This window comes from Ruminococcus sp. OA3, assembly GCF_022440845.1.
Taxonomy (GTDB): Bacteria; Bacillota; Clostridia; order Lachnospirales; family Lachnospiraceae; genus Ruminococcus_G.
Genome location: NZ_JAKNTO010000001.1, coordinates 2970250 through 2989779, shown reverse-complemented (window position 1 = coordinate 2989779; position 19530 = coordinate 2970250). Strand labels below are relative to the sequence as shown.

Below are 19530 nucleotides of genomic sequence, written 5' to 3'. Positions count from 1 at the left end.
GAATTGCAATGATTGAGGCAACGAGCTGTGGCGGGGTGGTAATATATCGGGGGAAGATCCTGACCTTATATAAAAGCTATAAAAACAAGTATGAGGGATGGGTATTGCCGAAGGGAACTGTTGAAAGAGGAGAGGACTATAAGGATACCGCAATGCGGGAGGTTCTGGAAGAAGCGGGGGTACAAGCTTCCATTATCAAATACATTGGAAAAAGTCAATATAGTTTTACTGTTCCGGAAGACACGGTGGAAAAAGATGTTCACTGGTATCTGATGATGGCGAACAGTTATCACAGCAAACCTCAGAGAGAGGAATATTTTGTTGATTCGGGATATTATAAGTTCCATGAAGCTTACCACCTGTTAAAATTTTCAAATGAACGGCAGATTTTGGAAATGGCCTATCAGGAATATCTGGATTTGAAAAAATCCAACCTGTGGGGAAATCGCAAATACTATTAATGATTCTTGTAGAAAAGGGAGGGATACCAGTATCTCTCCCTTATTCTAAAATAAAAAGGAGGGATTCTATGCTGGAACAGATTAATCTGACAAAAAAGCTCGGAAAAGGTGAGTACAAGAAACGGATGGAACGGCTGGAACCTCAGCTGGCACTGCTGCAGAGAGAGTGCAAAGAGCTGCAGATACCGGTGATGATCGTCTTTGAGGGATTTGGTGCTGCCGGTAAAGGAGTACAGATCAGCAATCTGATACATGCGCTGGATCCCAGAGGATTTTCCGTATATGCTACGGGAAGTGAGACTGAGGAAGAGCGCATGCGTCCGTTTCTGTGGAGATTCTGGACAAAGACCCCTCCGAACGGAAGAATCGCGATATTTGACAGGAGCTGGTACCGGAAAGTTCAGGTGGACCGGTTTGATAAGATCACAACAGACTATGAACTTCAGTACGCGTACGATGAGATCAATGCCTTTGAGCAGCAGCTTTCGGACGGCGGGACGGCGATTCTGAAACTCTTCCTCTGCATTGGAAAGAAAGAGCAGAAAAAGCGTTTCGAAAAACTGATGAGCGATTCGGCGAGTGCATGGCGTGTCAGCAAGGGAGATCTGAAACGGAATGAACAGTATGAGGAGTATAAGCGCATTAATGATGAGATGTTGCAGAAGACAGATACGGACTGTGCGCCGTGGACAATCATTGAGTCCGTGGACCGGGAATTTGCTACAGTAAAAATTTATATGTCGGTTATCCGGTGTCTGACAGAGGCGATTGAAGCTAAAAAGAAAAAGCTGGAACAAAAGGAGCTCCAGAGAGAAGAGAATGCCGGCGGGGAGCCGGTGGAAGTACAGACAGCGCCTGAAGAGCTGCTTTACGACAGCGTGATGCGGACTTCAAGTCTGCACAGTGTGGATCTGAGCCTGACATATAAAAAAGACGAGTATAAGAAGTACCTGGAAGATCTGCAGTCACAGATCGAGCACCTGCACGGAGAGTTGTACCGCAGGAGAATTCCTGTTATCATCGGATTTGAAGGCTGGGATGCAGGCGGAAAAGGCGGTGCCATCAAACGCCTGACAGAACGCATGGACCCGCGGGGATATCAGGTAAACCCGACGGCAGCGCCGAATGACCTGGAGCGTTCCCATCATTATCTGTGGCGTTTCTGGAATCAGGTGCCAAAAGACGGCCATGTAGCAATCTACGACAGAACCTGGTACGGCAGGGTCATGGTAGAGAGAATCGAGGGATTCTGTTCAGAGACTGAATGGAAACGCGCATACAAAGAGATTAATGACATGGAGGCAAGCTGGGCCCATGACGGTGCGATTGTTCTGAAGTTCTGGATGCAGATTGACAAGGATGAGCAGGAGAGGCGTTTTAAAGAGCGTATGGAAGATCCGTCCAAACAGTGGAAAATTACGGACGAGGACTGGCGAAACCGGGAAAAATGGGATCTGTACGAACAGGCAGTTGATGAGATGCTGATCCACACCTCCACGACCTACGCACCATGGATCATTGTGGAAGGCAACTGTAAATATTATGCACGCATTAAAGTGCTGCGGACGGTAATTGATGCCATTTTAAAGAGATTGGAAGACAAAAAATAAAGGACAGATTTATGTTAAACTGGTATAAGAACCTTTATGTGGGCGATACTGCAAAAAAGAAAGAAAAAAAAATCCGAAGGAAGATCGACAATGGATCCGGTATGATCGGTGTATATGTGATTACGCTTGCTGCCAATCCGGCTGATCATCTGGAGATCATTTCTTCAAATTATCTTCTTCAGAAACCATTGCGGGCCAGATGCCCGATGATCGTGGGTATATCAGAGGGATATGAAGAGGCACTGGAACTTGTGGAGGAGATCACCAGAGAAGTCTGGGAGAAGACGGGAGATGTCCAGATCCGGGCATTTCTGGAAAATAATCAGAAAGCGTAATAAAAGGTGGAGTCATGTTACATATTATTTTCATAATCTTAAAAATAATAGGTGTGCTGCTGCTGGTCATACTGGGACTTGTGCTGCTGGCGATTCTCTGTCTGCTGTTTGTCCCGGTATGCTACCGGCTGGAAGGCATCAGGACTCCGGAGGAATTATCCGGGAATATCCGCGTATCCTGGCTGGGTGGGCTGTTGTCTGTCAGGGCGGGCATGTCGGATAAAGGGACATCTCTTGTGATACGGATTTTCGGCATCTCGCTGGACCGGCTGAATAGAATATTCTCCGGCATAAAACAGATGTTCAGGAAAAGAGCTGAAAAGACCGTTTCGACAGGGACGGCTGTTCTTCCAGCAACGCCGGTGAAAGAGACAGAAACCAAAAAAACCGAAATCTCTGAGCTGAATGACAAGAGAGAGCATAATGTTCCGGATAAAACGATGGATCTTTACCGCGAAAAAAAACGGGAACGTCCGGGCAGCGGAATCTTTGGGAAAATACGGAAGATCTGGCAGCGGATACTGGGGTTTCCGACAAAGATACGCAGTATTTTCCGGAAATTTAAGTTAACATTAACAGAAATCTATGCTAAAATAAAAAAATGGAAATCGTTTCTTGCAGATGAGACCACAAAAGAGACAATTCGGTTTTTATGGACGACATCGAAATCACTGCTGCGGCAGCTGATTCCGAGAAGAGCAAAGGGATATATTAAATTTGGATTTGATGATCCGGCACTGACCGGGCAGGCTCTGGGAATATGTGGAATTATCGTTCCCCTGTATAAGACAAAACTGCAGGTCATTCCAGTTTTTGATCAGGAAATCCTGGAGGGCAGGGTAGTGCTTAGCGGACATATACTGGGAGTGGTTCTGCTTCGTCTGGGATGGCGGGTATACCGCAGTAAATCTGTTAAGAAAACATTCAGAAGATTTCAGCACAAGGAGGCATAAAAAAATATGGCAGACAATTCATTTCACAATACGGTTGAGGCATTATTCAAAGGTATGGAGAGTTTTATTACGACCAAGACAGTCGTCGGTGATGCGATCCATATCGGTGATACGATCATACTGCCGCTGGTAGATGTTTCATTCGGTGTTGGCGCGGGAGCATTTGCCGAAAATGCGAAAAATAATGGTTACGGCGGCATGGGAGGTAAAATTTCTCCGTCAGCTGTTCTGGTTATCAATAAAAACGGCACAAAGCTTGTCAACGTGAAGAACCAGGATGCGATCACCAAGATTCTGGATATGGTTCCGGACATTGCGGATAAATTTACAAAAAAGGACAAAACAGATGAGTATACACAGGAGGATATTGAGCATATACTGAATCAAGAAGAGGAAAAATAGGAGAGTTCATGATCCGAATTATCGGTTTTGTTATGTTTTTTATCGGAATCGGCGTCATGATCGCATTGATCATACCGTCGTCTCTCTGTGAGGTCATAGTAGCATTGATATGTCTTATGATCGGTTATAATTTATTCTGTTGTTCATAAAAAGACTCTGATTACGTTGATCAGAGTCTTTTTTCTGATTGAAGGGGGTTGAAAAAGATAGTCAATTCGCTATTCTGATAATAAGGAATGACCAGGAGAGTCAAACCATAAGAGTCAGCACAATGTGCGGCAGAAAGGACAGGTGAGGGTATGAATGAAAAATTCTTTTCACTCCCGGAAGATAAGCAGCAAAATATCATCAATGCAGCAATGGAAGTCTTTGCACGAAATGAGTACAAGCGTGCTTCGACGGACTTGATGGCGGCAAGGGCGGGTGTATCAAAAGGATTGCTGTTTTACTATTTTCACAATAAAAAAGAACTGTATCTGTTTTTGTATAACTATGTGGTGGAGATCATGAAAAGCCAGATCGGAAACCAGAGGATGAACCAGATTACAGACTTCTATGATATGTTGAGCTACTGTACGGAAGAAAAAATCAAAATTCTGGGCAAAAATCCGTATATCATGGAATTTTCCATGAGGGCGTTTTATTCCGAAAAAGAGGAAGTTTCTGACAGTTTGAAGTCGATGAATACATCGCTGATCAAAGTGCTGTATCAACAGTACTTCTCTCATATTGATACCTCCAGGTTCAAGGAAACGGCAGATCCATATAAAGTGTTTAAGATGCTGCAGTGGATGGCGGACGGTTATATCCATGAGCTTCAGATGGAGAAAACGGGGTTCGACGTTGACCTTCTGGCACAGGAATTTGAGGACTGGATGGACATGATGAAAAAACTGACCTATAAGGAGGAGTATCTGGATGAGTGTCATTGAGATTAACCATATCACAAAGGATTACGGCGAGGGACGGGGAGTTTTTGACGTCAGCTTCGGGGTTTGGCGGGGGGAAGTCCTGGGGTTTCTGGGACCGAACGGTGCCGGCAAAACGACGACGATCCGTCAGCTGATGGGATTTATGAAACCGGACAGCGGATCTCTCACCATCGGAGGCAGGGACTGTTTTGAAAAAGCGGATGAGATTCAGAAATATCTCGGGTATCTGCCGGGGGAGATTGCATTTATTGATTCTATGAATGGAATGGAGTTCATACGCTTTATTGCACATATGAAAAAGATGAAAGATCTGGGACGTGCTCCCGAGCTGATGGATATGTTTGATCTGAATCCATCTGGAAAACTGAAAAAGATGTCAAAGGGAATGAAACAGAAGATCGGAATCGTATGTGCCTTTATGCAGGATCCGAAGCTGCTCATTCTGGATGAACCGACGAGCGGCCTGGACCCGCTGATGCAGAATAAGTTTGTGGATCTTATTCTCCGGGAAAAGAAAAGAGGAAAGACGATCCTGATGTCCTCTCACAGCTTTGAAGAGGTGGAAAAGACGTGTGACCGTGCTGCTATCATCAGAGGCGGGAAACTGGCCGCTGTGGAGAAGATGGAGAAGCTGCGCACGGGACGAAAAAAAATCGTACAGATGGAACTGGAAACTGCAGCGATGGCTGCAGATATGGCTGCGCAGTTTTCCGGAGCAGAGTTACAGAATCGCACGGTGACTGTAAAAGTCGGAAAAGATGTTGATTTACTGATTAAAAAAGCGTCACAGTACAAGGTTTTGGATATGGACATTCGTACCCAGAGTCTGGAAGAGTTTTTTATGCACTTTTATGGAGGGGAAGAAGATGCTTAGTACGACACTGTTTCGGAAAGAATTAAAATCTAATTACATACTGCTTGTGATTTTCCTGGGAGTCCTGACAATGTATGCAGTAATGATTGTTATGATGTTTGACCCAAAGACCGGGGACAGCCTGAGGGCCATGGCAGAGAGTATGCCCCAGATCTTCGCAGCATTCGGTATGGGAGAAGTCGGCACGACACTGCTGGAATTCATCACCGGGTATCTGTACGGCATGTTGTTTGTGATATTTCCTGCGGTCTTTATTATCATCCTGGCAAACCGGCTGGTGGCGAAGTATGTAGACAACGGCTCGATGGCATGTCTTTTGTCAGCACCGCACAAGAGGAGAAAGATCGTCACAACGCAGGCTGTATTTTTAACAGTTTGTCTTGTATTTCTGGTAGCCTTTGTAACGGTACTGGTTGCGGCTGTATCCGGTATCTTGTTTCCCGGCGAGCTGGAAGTGCCTGCGTTTCTCAGAGTGAATGTGGGTCTGCTTGGACTTCTTATCTTTTTTGGAGGCGCGTGCTTTTTGTCCTCATGCCTGTTTAATGATTCGAGAAGGGCAACCGGAATCGGAGCCGGGATTGTGGTCTGCTCTGTGCTCGTTCAGATGATATCACAGACAGGAGAAAAATTCCGGAATATAAGGTATGTAACGCCGCTTACGCTCTTTGACATCAATGGGCTGACTGCGGCTGACGGGGATGCATGGCTGGCATGTGCCGCGCTGTATGCATCAGGAATCCTATTGATGGCAGCGGGAGTCGCTGCTTTCAGCAGAAGGAATCTGCCGCTTTAACGGGAAAACGAAAGTGGTCTGGTCGAAAATGATAAAACTGGATATTTTAATAATGCCAATTTTCCTGTAAGATAGATTCCAGGATGTACGCGACATTCAATCATGACAGAAAAGAGGAGAATCATTATGAATCAATCGACACAGACTGCAGTTCGTGAGACGAACCATATCAAAAGCCTGACGCTCACAGCTGTCTTTATTGCCCTGACATATGTGTTCACGGCATTTGTCAATATCCGTCTGCCAATCGCGGCGAACGGAGGGCTGATCCATCTTGGAAATGTACCGTTGTTTATCGGCGCCATGATATTTGGAAAACGCACGGGTGCCATCGCAGGCGGTGTCGGGATGGCAATGTTCGATCTGCTGTCCGGGTGGACTGCATGGGCTCCATTTACCCTGGTGATCGTCGGCCTGATGGGCTTCACTGTCGGCCTGATCGCAGAGAAACACAGAGGACTCGGCTGGTATGCGCTGGCGGTCATTGTGGCTTGCGTGATCAAGGTGGCCGGCTATTATCTTGCGGAAGTCATTCTTTACGGCAACTGGCTGACTCCGGCAGGCTCCATCCCCGGAAATCTGGTGCAGATTGGAACAGCTGCCGTTCTGACACTTCCGATTGTCGGAAGGCTTCGCACTGCAGCTGAGAAATTCGGACCCGGCAGGAGGACATGCTGATGTACGAGATCATGACACCTGGACCGACTGAAGTTGCAGAGAATGTGAGGATGGCAAGAAGCAGAGTATGTACAAATCCGGATCTGGATCCGTGGTTTTATGATTTTTACAGAGATACCTGCCGCATGTTCAGTGAATTGGTCCGCACAGAGAATGAGACACTGATCCTGGGGGGTGAGGGAATCCTTGGACTCGAAGCCGCGTGCGCATCGCTGACGGAGGCAGGGGACCGTGTTCTGGTGCTTGACAACGGGGTGTTTGGGAAGGGATTCCAGGATTTTGTCTCGATGTACGGAGGAGATGCGGTGCTCTATTCGACGGATTACCGCAAGCCCATCGATCCTGCTGCATTGAAAACATATCTGGAACAGGATTCAGATTTTAAGTATGCCACTGTGGTACACTGTGATACGCCAAGCGGCATGTGCAATGATGTTTCGGCAATCTGTCCCCTGCTGAAGTCTTACGGCATACTGACTGTCGTGGATTCTGTCTCGGCGATGTTTGGCGAACAGATGGATGCAGACGATTTTCAGATCGATGTATTGCTGGGAGGATCACAGAAAGCAATCTCGGCGCCTCCGGGCCTGACTCTCGTCACTTTAAGTCAGGACGCGAAGTCCGCCGTAAAAAACAGAAGGACGCCGGTCGCTTCTTTCTATGCGAATCTGCTCACCTTTGAAGACTATTACGAAAACCAGTGGTTCCCGTACACGATGCCGGTCAGCGATATCTGCGGACTGAGAGCAGCGCTTGAGAACATCAGGCGGGAACCTGATATTGTGGCGCGTCATCAGAAGATTGCGGCACGGGTCCGCCGGGCGCTGGTCTCCTGCGGACTGAAACTTTACCAGGAGGACGGCTTCTGTGGGACGGTGACGGTATTTGAGGTGCCAAAGCCCGCTCAAGCTGCGGAGATCCTGGAGAAGATGAAGAAGGAGCACAATATTCTGATCGCCGGATCTTTTGACGTCATGGCGGGACAGGTGATCCGGATTGGTCATATGGGAGAGAACTGCCGGGAAGAAAAAGTCCGGCGGACGCTTGCTGCATTGGATCAGGTGCTTGCTGATATTGGGATTGAGATGAAGGGGAGTATGGCTCAGGCTTTTTAAAGGCGCACCAGACAAAGGGGCACGAACAGGTGCCGGTTAATATACAGGGACGTATGAGCATAGTATCGAAAAGATACTATGCTACTTTTTTGTGCGTACTTATCAAGGATAATAATTTCAATTATGCTATAATAAGAATAGGAAACGGGAAGATTAGGAGGGAAAAGGTTGAACGCACAAGATTGTCTACAGATTTTAAGGGAGATAAAAGATGTTGCTTTTGCTACCGCAGACCGCGAGGGAAAACCGAAAGTGAGGATCATTGATGTGATGCTGGTGGAACAGGAAAGACTGATTTTCTGCACAGCCAGAGGCAAGGCATTTTACAGGCAGTTGTTGGACAGACCGGAAGTTGCGGTTACCGGGATGAACCGTCAGTTTCAGATGGTTCGGCTGGAAGGCCGGGTAAAAAAACTGGATCGCCACAGGGACTGGATTGACCGGATTTTTGAGGAAAATCCGGCGATGCGGGATGTGTATCCGGGGAATGCCAGATATATTCTGGAACCGTTCCGTATAGAAGATGCGGTGTTAGAGTTCTTTGACCTGGGCAGACAACCCATTTACCGGGAAAGTTTTTCACTCGGTGGGATATCTGAAGAGGAGAAGGGATTTATGATTTCAGAGTCCTGTATACAGTGCGGCAGCTGCTTAAGCATCTGTCCCCAGCGATGTATCCAAAAAGGGACACCGTACCGCATACAGCAGGAACACTGTCTGCACTGCGGTCTTTGCGCTGAGAACTGTCCTGCGGAGGCAATCAAAAGAAGGAGATCCATATGTTAAACGATATTTGCACTCTGGTGCTGGAACGAAGAGGATTTTTCCTGCAGCTTCTGTGGGAACATCTGGAAATATCCTTTATATCCATAGTGATTGCGGTTCTGGCTGGCGGGCTGGCGGGAATCCTGATCAGCGAATATGAAAAGGCTGCAAAACCCACACTGGCAGCGATAAATTTTTTATATACCATACCATCGATTTCCATGCTTGGATTTCTGATCCCATTTTCGGGGGTGGGCAATACGACTGCTGTCATAGCATTGACAGTCTATGCGCTGCTTCCCATGGTACGCGCGGTGCACACGGGAATTCGAAATGTGGACAGGGGGATTCTGGAAGCGGCAAGAGGCATGGGAAGCACAGATGTTCAGATCCTGTACAAGATCAAGATACCGCTGGCGTTGCCAGTGATCATGTCAGGCATCCGCAACATGGTGACGATGACGATTGCACTGGCTGGTATCGCCTCATTTATCGGTGCGGGCGGTCTGGGTGTCGCCATTTATCGCGGTATTACAACGAACAACGCGGCGATGACAATAGCAGGGAGTCTTTTTATAGCGCTTCTGGCCCTGCTCATGGATTTACTGCTTGGGATACTGGAGAAATCCATGGAGCGAAAGAACAGCGGGATAAAGAGGAGAAACCTGGCAGCGAAATTTGTAATCGGGATTTCCTGTGCGGCTGTTCTTGGAGGGATACTCTGGAACACGCATCAGGAAGATGTCATACGCATTGCCACAAAGCCGATGACAGAACAATATATTCTTGGGGAAATGCTGGACATCTTAATAGAACAGGACACAGACCTGAAAGTGGAACTGACTCAGGGAGTGGGCGGGGGCACATCAAATATTTGGCCCGCCATGGAAAGCGGGGAGTTTGATATTTATCCGGAATATACGGGAACTGCCTGGAACATGGTGCTGAAAGAAGAGGGAGGGTATTCAGAAGATATGTTTGGAGAGCTGGAGGATGCCTATAAAGAAACGTATGATATGAATTGGAAAGGGATGTATGGTTTTAACAACACTTACGGACTGGCAGTGAGAAAAGAGATCGCCGATCAGTATAGCCTGAAAACGTACTCTGATTTAGAAGAGATGGCTGATCAGCTGGTATTCGGTGCGGAATATGACTTTTTCGAACGGGAAGACGGGTATGATGCCCTGTGTGATGCGTATGGGCTGAAGTTTAAAAGTACGATGGATCTGGATATCGGATTAAAATATAAAGCGATCCAGGAAGGAAAAATTGACGTGATGGTTATCTTTACTACTGACGGACAGCTGAGTGCATCAGATGTGGCAGTACTTACAGATGACCAGGGGTTCTATCCGTCCTATATGTGCGGAAATATAGTGCGCAGTGAAGTGATGGAAGATTATCCGGAACTGGAAGCAGTCTTTGAGAAGCTGACTGGTGTGTTGAATGATGCACAGGTGTCACATTTGAACTATGAAGTGGAAGCGGAAGGAAAGGAACCGCGTGATGCCGCAATAGAGTTTTTAGAGGAAACGGGACTTCTGAAAGGGGTGGGTGCATGAGTGCGGTAATTGAATTTCAAAATATTTCCAAAATATATGGTGAGCAGAAAGTGATCGACTCTCTGAATCTTGAGATTGCAGATGGGGAGTTTGTGACAGTCATCGGATCTTCCGGATGTGGAAAAACGACACTGCTGAAAATGATCAACGGACTGATCACCCAGACCAGCGGAGATGTGGTGGTTCATGGTAAAAATATCAAGGATATGGATATGATACAGCTTCGCAGAAATATCGGATATGCCATTCAGGGAAGTGTCCTGTTTCCTCACCTGACAGTGGAACAAAATATTGCATATGTCCCGAACCTGCTGAATAAAAGGGAAAAGGAGAAAACCAGGCGGGCAGTAAAAAAATGGATGGAGATCGTAGGTCTGGAAGAAGAACTCCTCTCCCGTTATCCGTCCGAATTATCCGGCGGACAGCAGCAGAGAGTAGGGATAGCCAGAGCGCTGGCTGCGTCTCCGGATATCCTGCTTATGGACGAACCGTTCGGTGCAGTAGACGAGATCACGCGGAAACAGCTGCAGGATGAACTGAAAAAGATACATCAAAAGACTAAAATTACGATCCTGTTTGTAACACATGATATTACAGAAGCGATGAAGCTGGGGACCAGGGTACTGGTGATGGACAGGGGAACCATTCTGCAGTATGATTCCCCTGAACGGATACAGCAGCAGCCGGCAACGGAGTTCGTTCGCAGGCTGATTGGGGGATGATCACTTTTCAAAACCGTTGAGTGCTTCGACAGCGACACTTCCTCCGCGTATGATCTCAATCCGGTTTAAAAAGTATTTGCCAAACATGGCGGCCAGATCGTTGTTTTGCTTTTCAGTCTGAATACTCTGAAGCAGAGCGGTTGTTGGGGTGTAGTCGATCACTTTCACCTCAAAGACCTGTGAAAGCCTGAAGATCTCAGCCATGTCCCTGGCAGTGCAGCAATTGACCCTTATGAACATGAGTTCTTTCAGATGTATGGCAACATCTGTATAATCTACAACCTTGATAACCTCGACAGCCCGGTTGAGCTGTTTTTTTACCTGTTCAAACGTCCTGTCATCACTGGTCAGGCTGATCGTCATCCGGGATACGGTTTCATCCTCGGTCGCCCCGACCGTCAGGCTGTTCAGGTTATATGATTTTCCCGAAAACAGTCCGGAGATTCTGGCGAGCACCCCGACATCATTTTCTACAAACAGACAGATCCATCTCTTTTTCATGATTCCTGCTCCTCCTTTTCCAGTATCATATCGCTCAGCGGATTTCCCGGCGGTACCATCGGCAGGACATTCGCTTCACGCTCAATGATAAACTCAATGACCGTCGGTACAGTACGGGTGTTTTTAGCCTCCACCAAAGCAGTGGCGATATCTTCAGCTTTTGTCACACGAATTCCTTTTGCACCGTAGCTTTCCGCCAGTTTCACAAAATCGGGAGTATACTCAGGACACTCTTTATGCATGTTTCCGCATGCTGCCAGACAGCTCTTTCTGCGGCGCATGCAGGTGGAAGAATAACGCTTATCAAAAAACATTTCCTGCCACTGCCGCACATTGCCCAGGTATCCGTTGTTCAGTATACAGATGATGACGGGCAGTTCGTAAACTACAGCCGTCGCCATTTCCTGAATATTCATCTGCATGCCTCCGTCACCGGATATGACAATGACGTCTTTGTCAGGATTCCCAAGTTTTGCACCGAGTGCTGCAGGAAACCCGTATCCCATTGTGCCAAGCCCCCCGGAAGTCATCAGCTGCCTGTGTTCGTCGAGAGAGAGATACTGTGTCGCCCACAGTTGATTTTGTCCTACGTCGGTGGCTATGACTGAGTTATCAAACGTCTGGTTAATGGCGCTTATAATCGCCTCAGGTGTAAGTCCCGCAGCCTTCGACCTCAACGGGAACTGCTGATCCCAGGTATTGATCTCATCGCGCCACGCGTCGATTTTCAGGGGTACTGCCCTGTCAAGCAGCGCCAGGATCGCCTGTCTGGCATCAGCGACGATGGGGACATCGACGGCAATATTTCTGGAAATGGAAGCAGAATCAATATCGATGTGAACGATGGCTGCGTCTTTTGCAAATTCTTCGATCTTTCCGGTGATCCGGTCGTTGAATCTGGTGCCAATCGAGAACAGCAGATCACAGTTGCTGATCGCCGAGTTGGCGGCATAGCTGCCGTGAATCCCGATGTTTCCAATATAGAGGGGATGGGAGGTGGGGACCGACCCCTTTCCCATGATCGTCGTGACAACAGGGCAGCCCGTCAACTCTGCCAGCTTCGTCATTTCCTTTCCCGCATGTGTGATATTGACGCCACCACCGACTAAAAAGACGGGGCGTTTTGCGTGTTTTAACAGTCCCAGCGCCTTTTTCAGCTGTCCGATATGTACTGATGTACTGGGTTTGTATCCGCGGATATCGATCGTTTCGGGATACAGGTCGCTGCCGGGTGCCCGCTGGATATCCTTTGGAATATCGACGACCACGACTCCGGGTTTACCGCTTCTGGCAATATAGAATGCCTTTTTGATGGTACTGTTGAGGTCTTCACGGTTTCTGACTGTCACTGCATATTTACAGATGCTTCTGGTGATACCGACGATATCGACTTCCTGGAAGGCGTCATTCCCGATCAGACTGGTCGGAACCTGGCCGGTAAAGCAGACAAGCGGGACACTGTCATAATTTGCCGTGGCGATGCCGGTGACGAGATTGGTAGCTCCGGGACCGCTTGTCACAAGGCATACCCCTGTCTTTCCGGTTGAACGGGCATAACCGTCCGCGGCGTGAATCAATCCCTGCTCATGACGCGGAAGAATGACATCGATATCCGGTTTCTGGTACAGGGCATCAAATAAATCAATGGCCTGGCCGCCGGGATAGGCGAACAGAGTGTCAACCTGTTCTGCCTTTAAAGCGTTTACAAACAGTTCAGCTCCTGATATTAACATAGATTACTCTCCTTTTTGCAGTATTAAAGTTCATCACAGCTGTGGAATACCGCTGATAAACAATTCCACACTCCGTTTGATAAAATCTGTCCGGCTCACAGATGAAAGCTTTTCTTCAAAAGAAGCTTTCAGGAATGTATAACCGAAAGTCGCAGAAAATATGGTCAGAGCAAGGCACTCACAGTCCAGCGGGGGAAGTTTTCCAAGTTCCTCCATGTTGCTGAAGTATTCAGTAAGAGAAGAGATAAATGCCTGCGGTATCTTCATGATAAAAGGCGCGGCATCCTCATACAGCTGCGGAGCGCGAAGACCAATGGAAAGATTTACGAAATCAGGTGTTATTCTTTCCATATAAGCGTTCATGAACATTTCAAGGTCCGGCTGCAGTTCCCAGACTATGTCGTGAAAAATATCAGATGTAATATTGCCGCGCCATTTTTCCTGTTCGATACCGCTTAGTGCAATATCCTTTTTGTTCCTGAACTTCCTGAAAAGTGTGCATTCATTGACGCCGGCGAGGTTAGCGATATCTTTTGTAGTAGTAGCGACGTATCCTTTGTCGCGAATCAGGCGCATCGTCGCGTCAATGATCTTTTGACTGGTTTCATCCATAATGACACCTCCATGCAAGTACTTGCTTTCGTTCCATTTTATAAAGATATGATGTATTTGTCAATAGTATGATAAAAAAAGGATGTCCCTTCAGGACACCCTTTTCGCAGTATTCATAATCGATGATTCATGAAGAACTAAGCACGCTCAACTCTGCCGGATTTCAGACATGAAGTACATACATACATCTTTCTGGCCGCTCCGTTTACATTAACCTTTACAGATTTGATGTTGGATTTCCACATTTTGTTAGATCTTCTATGAGAATGGCTCACATTGTTTCCGAAATGAGCGCCTTTTTCACAAATTGCACATTTTGCCATGATTGCACCTCCTTGAACATATAATAAGTCCGGAAAGCACATCCAGACTTGCAACAATAGTTATTTTATCAGAAGTCGCCTTGATTTGCAAGAGAAAAATAAAAAATTCAAATTAAATATTTCATTTTCCTGTAAAAAAGGTTATAATACAAACATAAAATAAGGGTCATTATGAAACAGAGACTTAAGAACCAGAAATGGAGGAATCCGAATGAAGGGCCGAATCAATACAGAACTAGGAGAAATATCCATAAATCCGGACGTTATCGCTATGTATGCCGGAAGCGTTGCCGTGGAATGTTTTGGCATCGTAGGTATGGCTGCGGTAAATATGAAAGATGGTCTGGTAAAACTGTTGAAAAGAGAAAGTTTAAAACATGGGATCAATGTTGCGCTGAATGACAATAAAATCTCCTTGGACTTCCATGTGATCGTATCATATGGAGTCAGCATTCTTGCAGTGGCTGATAATCTGATCAGCAGTGTCAGGTATAAAGTAGAAGAATTCACAGGACTGGAAATTGAACACATCAATATCCTGGTCGAAGGCGTGAGAGTAATAGATTGATTAAGGAGGAACTTATTGTGGCAACAAATACAGTAGATGCCGGAATGCTGAAAAAGATGTTTCTGGCTGGTGCTAAAAATCTGGAAGTGAAAAAGGAATGGATCAATGAACTGAATGTATTTCCGGTTCCGGATGGAGATACGGGTACGAATATGACGCTGACAATCATGTCTGCTGTCAAAGAGGTCAATGGACTTTCCGAAGTCACGACAGAAACACTGGCAAAAGCAATTTCATCCGGTTCTCTGCGCGGAGCGCGGGGGAATTCCGGTGTTATTCTGTCACAGCTTCTCAGAGGCTTTACAAAGGGAATACGGGATTACAGGAAACTGGACGCCCCGATTTTTGCGGCTGCCTTTGAAAAAGGCGTGGAGACAGCGTATAAGGCGGTCATGAAGCCGAAAGAAGGTACAATATTGACAGTGGCGCGTGGCGCAGCAAAAAAAGCAGTGCAGCTTGCGGAAGAATGCGATGATCTTCAGGCGTTTTTTGAAGATGTCCTGGCAGAGGCTGAGAGTGTTCTGGCCAGAACTCCTGACATGCTGCCTGTCCTGAAAGAGGCGGGGGTCGTCGACTCAGGCGGTCAGGGCCTTGTGGAAGTTATGCGCGGTGCGTATGACGCATTCATGGGTAAGGAGATCGATCTTACGTTTGATGTTCCCGTGGCGACGGGGGGCAGTACTGTGGTCAGAAAAGAGACAGAGGCTGACATCAAATTCGGTTACTGTACGGAATTTATTATCATGACAGACGATCACGTGTTCAATAATAAGGATGAGAATGAATTCAAATCCTACCTGAGTTCTATCGGTGATTCTATTGTGTGTGTTGCAGACGACGATATCGTCAAAGTGCATGTACATACGAATGATCCGGGGCTGGCGATTCAGAAAGCCCTGACGTATGGTGCACTTTCCAGAATGAAGATCGATAATATGAGAGAAGAACATCAGGAAAAACTGATCAAGGATGCTGAAAAAGCGGCGGCAGAGCAGAAAAGCCAGGAGCCTTTGAAGGAGGTTGGATTTATTTCAGTATCCATCGGAAAGGGGATCGGCGAGATCTTCAGAGGACTCGGTGTGGACTACCTGATTGAGGGCGGCCAGACGATGAATCCGAGTACGGAAGATATGCTCAACGCGATTGCCTGTGTGAATGCAAAGACGATCTATATCCTTCCGAATAATAAAAATATTATTCTGGCTGCAAACCAGGCACAGAATCTGACGAAGGATAAGGAAATCATTGTAATCCCGACGAAGACAGTGCCGCAGGGTATCACAGCTGTGATTAACTATGTACCGGAAAAAACGCCGCAGGAGAATGCACAGGCTATGACAGAGGGCATCGACAATGTGAAAACAGGACAGATCACATATGCAGTCCGCGATACACATATTGATGACAAGGAAATCAAACAGGGCGACATCATGGGAATCGGAGACCACGGAATTCTGGCGGTCGGTGAAGATGTCATGAGTGTGACGAAAGAAACCGTGTCGGCGATGGTGAATGGAGATTCGGAACTGATCAGCGTATATTACGGAGAAGACGTGACGGAAGAAGTGGCTGAGAAGTTAGGGGAAGATCTGGAAGCGGCATACCCGGACTGTGACGTAGAGGTAAATTATGGCGGCCAGCCGATTTATTACTGTATCGTTTCAGTAGAATAGAGCATGGGCATTGCAGGGGAAGAAAAATTCTTTGCAATGCCTTTTTTTACTATGAAGGTCCCGGGAGTGCCAACGGCACAGAGCAACTGGCTTTCACTTTAATTAGTAAGAGGATATATGGCATGAAGACAGAACACACAATCAAATCTATCAGGGGAGTCGGGGAAAAAACAGAAAAACTGTTTGCAAAGCTTGGAATCTGCTCAACAGACGACCTGATCCATTACTATCCGCGAGACTATGATACCTATGAACCACCCGTGCAGCTATGTCAGCTTATTCCGGGAAAAAAATGGTCTGTGACGGGGATGCTGATGCATGCACCTGATGTCAAAAAAATGGGAATACGGACCGTTGTCACGACAAGGATCAGGGAAGGAGATTTTTATCTGACTCTGACCTGGTTTAATATGCCGTTTTTAAGAAGTATACTGAAACGCGGAGCTGTTTTTGTTTTCCGTGGGAAAGTAACAGAGAAAAACGGGCGTCTGACAATGGAACAGCCGGAATATTTTACTCCTGCCGCATACGAACAGATACAAAATGCCATGCAGCCGCTTTATGGACTGACAGCAGGGCTTTCTAATAAAGTAATTGTCAAAGCGGTCAGACAGCTGCTGCTGCAGAAAGAGAATCTTCAGGAATATCTTCCTGCTGCACTGCGCACGCAGTATCATCTGGCAGAATATTCGTTTGCTGTGGAACAGATTCATTTTCCGAAAAACTTTGAATCTCTGAAGGAAGCCAGGAAACGGCTGGTTTTTGATGAGTTTTTACTGTTTATACTTACGGTAGCAGGATTTAAAGAAAAATCAGAGACAACGCCGGCTTCGTTTCCGCTGAAGGAGGTCTGGAAGACGGAGGAGATCATGGAGCGCCTGCCCTATGAGCTGACTGCCGCACAGAAACAGGTCTGGTTTGAGATCGAACGCGATATGAGGAGCAGTACGGCCATGGCACGTCTGGTGCAGGGGGATGTGGGAAGCGGAAAAACCGTTGTGGCTTTTCTGGCAATGGCTATGGCGGCAGAAAACGGTTGTCAGTCAGCGATGATGGTGCCCACAGAAGTACTTGCCAGGCAGCATTATGAATCCCTGAGGCAGCTCCTCAGTGCAGAGGAGTGGGAACAGTATGCACCGGTCCTGCTGACTGGTTCCAACACTGCAAGAGAAAAGCGGGAGCGGTACGGGTTGATCAGAAATGGGTCCTGCCGCATGATCATAGGAACGCATGCACTGATACAGGAGAAGGTGGAGTATCACAGCCTTGCTCTTGTCATAACGGATGAGCAGCACCGTTTTGGCGTACGTCAGAGAGAGCACTTTTCTGAAAAAGGAGGCGTGCCAAATGTACTCGTGATGAGTGCAACGCCGATACCGCGCACACTGGCGATCATACTGTACGGGGATCTGGATATCTCTGTGATCGATGAGCTTCCGGCGAGAAGGCTGCCCATCAAAAACTGTGTTGTAAATCAGGGATACCGCAGGACGGCTTACCGTTTTATCGAACAGCAGATTCAGGAGGGGCATCAGGCGTATATTATCTGTCCGATGGTTGAGGAGAGTGAAGAACTCGACGCGGAGAATGTTACGGATTACCCGAAGAAACTTGCCGGATATCTGTCGCCGGATACCGCGGTGGCAGTTCTGCACGGCAAGATGAAGCCTTCGGAGAAAAATGAAGTGATGGAAAGATTTGCAGCAAACGACGTTCAGGTGCTTGTCAGTACGACCGTTGTGGAAGTCGGTGTAAATGTGCCGAATGCTACCGTTATGATGGTTGAAAACGCAGAGAGTTTCGGGCTGGCACAGCTGCATCAGCTGCGCGGACGCGTGGGCCGCGGGGATGCACAGTCCTATTGCATTTTCATACAGGGAAATGAGGATGAAAATACGGCAAAGCGTCTTGATATCCTGAATCGTTCCAACGACGGCTTTCATATTGCGGGAGAAGATCTGAAGCTGAGAGGGCCGGGGGATATCCTGGGGATCCGTCAGAGCGGAATGATGGAATTTCGGATCGCGGATATTTTTCAGGATGCAGAAATTTTGAAAACAGCCAGTGAGGCCGCGGCCATGCTGAGGGCTGACAACGAAAAACTTCTGGATACTCAGGAATACAGCGGGATTCGAAAAAAACTGGAGGCGTATTTGAAATATCAGACAGAAGGCATCAGCCTGTGAGAAGAGAAATGAGGTGTAATATGCAGCCGATCGTTATCATGGAAGGAATCAGAAAATATTATCGCATGGGTGAAGTCACTATACAGGCAGTTGACGGTATCTGCCTGACGATTGAAAAAGGGGAATTCGCTGTAATCGTAGGGCCAAGCGGTGCCGGAAAAACAACAGTACTGAATATTCTGGGCGGTATGGATACTGCTGATGAGGGGACGATACTGGTTGACGGAAACGATATCAGCCGGTACCGGGAACGGCAGCTGACGACATACCGCAGAAATGATATCGGCTTTGTGTTTCAGTTCTATAATCTGGTTCAGAATCTGACGGCACTGGAGAACGTGGAGCTCGCGTCGCAGATCTGTCAGAATCCGCTGGACGCAGAGACCGTGCTGGCGGATGTCGGACTCGAAGAGCGGATGCACAATTTTCCGGCGCAGCTGTCGGGGGGAGAGCAGCAGAGGGTTGCCATTGCCCGGGCACTGGCAAAGAATCCGAAGCTTCTGTTGTGTGATGAGCCGACCGGTGCACTTGATTATCAGACGGGAAAAGCGATTCTGAAACTGCTGCAGGAGACCTGCAGGGAGAGAGGGATGACGGTTGTTGTGATCACGCATAATCTGGCGATCGCACCGATCGCCGACCGGGTCATTCGTATAAAAAATGGAAAAGTGAGTGACATGACTGTAAACCCGGAACCGAAATCTGTAGATGTGATCGAATGGTAGGGAA

General features: G+C 47.3%; 22 protein-coding genes. 18 read left to right on the top strand and 4 right to left on the bottom strand.

The genetic code is table 11. The features are described from left to right. The first annotated feature begins 8 nt into the window (after positions 1 to 8). The 14 genes from MCG98_RS13460 (at position 9) to MCG98_RS13395 (ending at position 11205) form a co-directional block, all read left to right on the top strand. Entirely contained in the window at positions 9 to 461 is a 453-nt protein-coding gene (locus MCG98_RS13460) for an NUDIX domain-containing protein (RefSeq protein WP_028528375.1), read from the top strand. Positions 462 to 529: 68 nt separating this feature from the next. After that, entirely contained in the window at positions 530 to 2071 is a 1542-nt protein-coding gene (gene pap / locus MCG98_RS13455; protein ID WP_240302453.1) for a polyphosphate:AMP phosphotransferase, read from the top strand. A gap of 11 nt (positions 2072 to 2082) precedes the next feature. Then, positions 2083 to 2406 (top strand): hypothetical protein, encoded by a 324-nt coding sequence (locus MCG98_RS13450; protein ID WP_240302452.1) that lies wholly within the window; start codon positions 2083 to 2085, stop codon positions 2404 to 2406. 14 nt (positions 2407 to 2420) lie between these two features. Continuing rightward, a complete protein-coding gene (locus tag MCG98_RS13445) occupies positions 2421 to 3359 on the top strand; it encodes a DUF2953 domain-containing protein (protein ID WP_240302451.1) in 939 nt (312 codons plus the stop codon). 6 nt (positions 3360 to 3365) lie between these two features. Further along, entirely contained in the window at positions 3366 to 3761 is a 396-nt protein-coding gene (locus MCG98_RS13440) for a GerW family sporulation protein (protein ID WP_240302450.1), read from the top strand. A gap of 8 nt (positions 3762 to 3769) precedes the next feature. Beyond that, entirely contained in the window at positions 3770 to 3910 is a 141-nt protein-coding gene (locus MCG98_RS13435; protein ID WP_240302449.1) for a hypothetical protein, read from the top strand. A gap of 150 nt (positions 3911 to 4060) precedes the next feature. Continuing rightward, positions 4061 to 4693, top strand: a complete 633-nt coding sequence (locus MCG98_RS13430; protein WP_240302448.1) for a TetR/AcrR family transcriptional regulator — start codon at positions 4061 to 4063, stop codon at positions 4691 to 4693. Further along, positions 4680 to 5567 (top strand): ABC transporter ATP-binding protein, encoded by an 888-nt coding sequence (locus tag MCG98_RS13425; RefSeq protein WP_240302447.1) that lies wholly within the window; start codon positions 4680 to 4682, stop codon positions 5565 to 5567. Before MCG98_RS13430 ends, MCG98_RS13425 begins: the two co-directional genes overlap by 14 nt. Beyond that, positions 5560 to 6360, top strand: coding sequence for an ABC transporter permease subunit (locus MCG98_RS13420; protein WP_240302446.1), 801 nt, complete (start codon positions 5560 to 5562; stop codon positions 6358 to 6360). Before MCG98_RS13425 ends, MCG98_RS13420 begins: the two co-directional genes overlap by 8 nt. Before the next feature lie 126 nt (positions 6361 to 6486). Beyond that, positions 6487 to 7038 carry an ECF transporter S component gene (locus MCG98_RS13415; RefSeq protein WP_240302445.1) on the top strand — a complete coding sequence of 184 codons (552 nt, stop codon included), beginning with the start codon at positions 6487 to 6489 and terminating at the stop codon, positions 7036 to 7038. Beyond that, positions 7032 to 8153, top strand: coding sequence for an alanine--glyoxylate aminotransferase family protein (locus tag MCG98_RS13410; RefSeq protein WP_345891664.1), 1122 nt, complete (start codon positions 7032 to 7034; stop codon positions 8151 to 8153). Before MCG98_RS13415 ends, MCG98_RS13410 begins: the two co-directional genes overlap by 7 nt. A 168-nt stretch (positions 8154 to 8321) precedes the next feature. Continuing rightward, the gene (locus tag MCG98_RS13405; RefSeq protein ID WP_240302443.1) at positions 8322 to 8939 is read left to right on the top strand and encodes a 4Fe-4S binding protein; all 618 of its coding nucleotides are present in this window, start codon (positions 8322 to 8324) and stop codon (positions 8937 to 8939) included. Then, complete coding sequence (locus MCG98_RS13400; RefSeq protein ID WP_240302442.1) at positions 8933 to 10483, top strand: glycine betaine ABC transporter substrate-binding protein; 1551 nt, start codon at positions 8933 to 8935, stop codon at positions 10481 to 10483. Before MCG98_RS13405 ends, MCG98_RS13400 begins: the two co-directional genes overlap by 7 nt. Then, positions 10480 to 11205: an ABC transporter ATP-binding protein gene (locus MCG98_RS13395; protein WP_240302441.1), complete on the top strand. Its 726-nt coding sequence runs from the start codon at positions 10480 to 10482 to the stop codon at positions 11203 to 11205. Before MCG98_RS13400 ends, MCG98_RS13395 begins: the two co-directional genes overlap by 4 nt. On the opposite strand, the gene ilvN is transcribed toward MCG98_RS13395, so the two are convergent. From ilvN to rpmB, 4 genes are all read right to left on the bottom strand, one after another. Further along, the gene (gene ilvN, locus MCG98_RS13390) at positions 11206 to 11706 is read right to left on the bottom strand and encodes an acetolactate synthase small subunit (RefSeq protein WP_240302440.1); all 501 of its coding nucleotides are present in this window, start codon (positions 11704 to 11706) and stop codon (positions 11206 to 11208) included. It abuts the gene before it with no gap. Then, positions 11703 to 13439: a biosynthetic-type acetolactate synthase large subunit gene (ilvB, locus tag MCG98_RS13385; protein WP_240302439.1), complete on the bottom strand. Its 1737-nt coding sequence runs from the start codon at positions 13437 to 13439 to the stop codon at positions 11703 to 11705. Before ilvB ends, ilvN begins: the two co-directional genes overlap by 4 nt. 33 nt (positions 13440 to 13472) lie before the next feature. Beyond that, on the bottom strand, positions 13473 to 14051 hold the full coding sequence (locus MCG98_RS13380) for a TetR/AcrR family transcriptional regulator (protein ID WP_240302438.1): 579 nt from the start codon (positions 14049 to 14051) through the stop codon (positions 13473 to 13475). A 137-nt stretch (positions 14052 to 14188) separates the two neighbouring features. After that, a complete protein-coding gene (gene rpmB / locus MCG98_RS13375; protein WP_028528359.1) occupies positions 14189 to 14374 on the bottom strand; it encodes a 50S ribosomal protein L28 in 186 nt (61 codons plus the stop codon). 211 nt (positions 14375 to 14585) lie between these two features. Between rpmB and MCG98_RS13370 the strand changes: the two genes are divergently transcribed. The 4 genes from MCG98_RS13370 (at position 14586) to MCG98_RS13355 (ending at position 19526) form a co-directional block, all read left to right on the top strand. Further along, positions 14586 to 14942 (top strand): Asp23/Gls24 family envelope stress response protein, encoded by a 357-nt coding sequence (locus tag MCG98_RS13370; protein ID WP_240302437.1) that lies wholly within the window; start codon positions 14586 to 14588, stop codon positions 14940 to 14942. A gap of 17 nt (positions 14943 to 14959) precedes the next feature. Continuing rightward, positions 14960 to 16615, top strand: a complete 1656-nt coding sequence (locus MCG98_RS13365) for a DAK2 domain-containing protein (RefSeq protein WP_240302436.1) — start codon at positions 14960 to 14962, stop codon at positions 16613 to 16615. A 122-nt stretch (positions 16616 to 16737) separates the two neighbouring features. Further along, positions 16738 to 18801: an ATP-dependent DNA helicase RecG gene (recG, locus tag MCG98_RS13360; RefSeq protein WP_240302435.1), complete on the top strand. Its 2064-nt coding sequence runs from the start codon at positions 16738 to 16740 to the stop codon at positions 18799 to 18801. Positions 18802 to 18821: 20 nt separating this feature from the next. Further along, on the top strand, positions 18822 to 19526 hold the full coding sequence (locus MCG98_RS13355; protein ID WP_240303447.1) for an ABC transporter ATP-binding protein: 705 nt from the start codon (positions 18822 to 18824) through the stop codon (positions 19524 to 19526). The last annotated feature ends 4 nt before the right edge of the window (positions 19527 to 19530 follow it).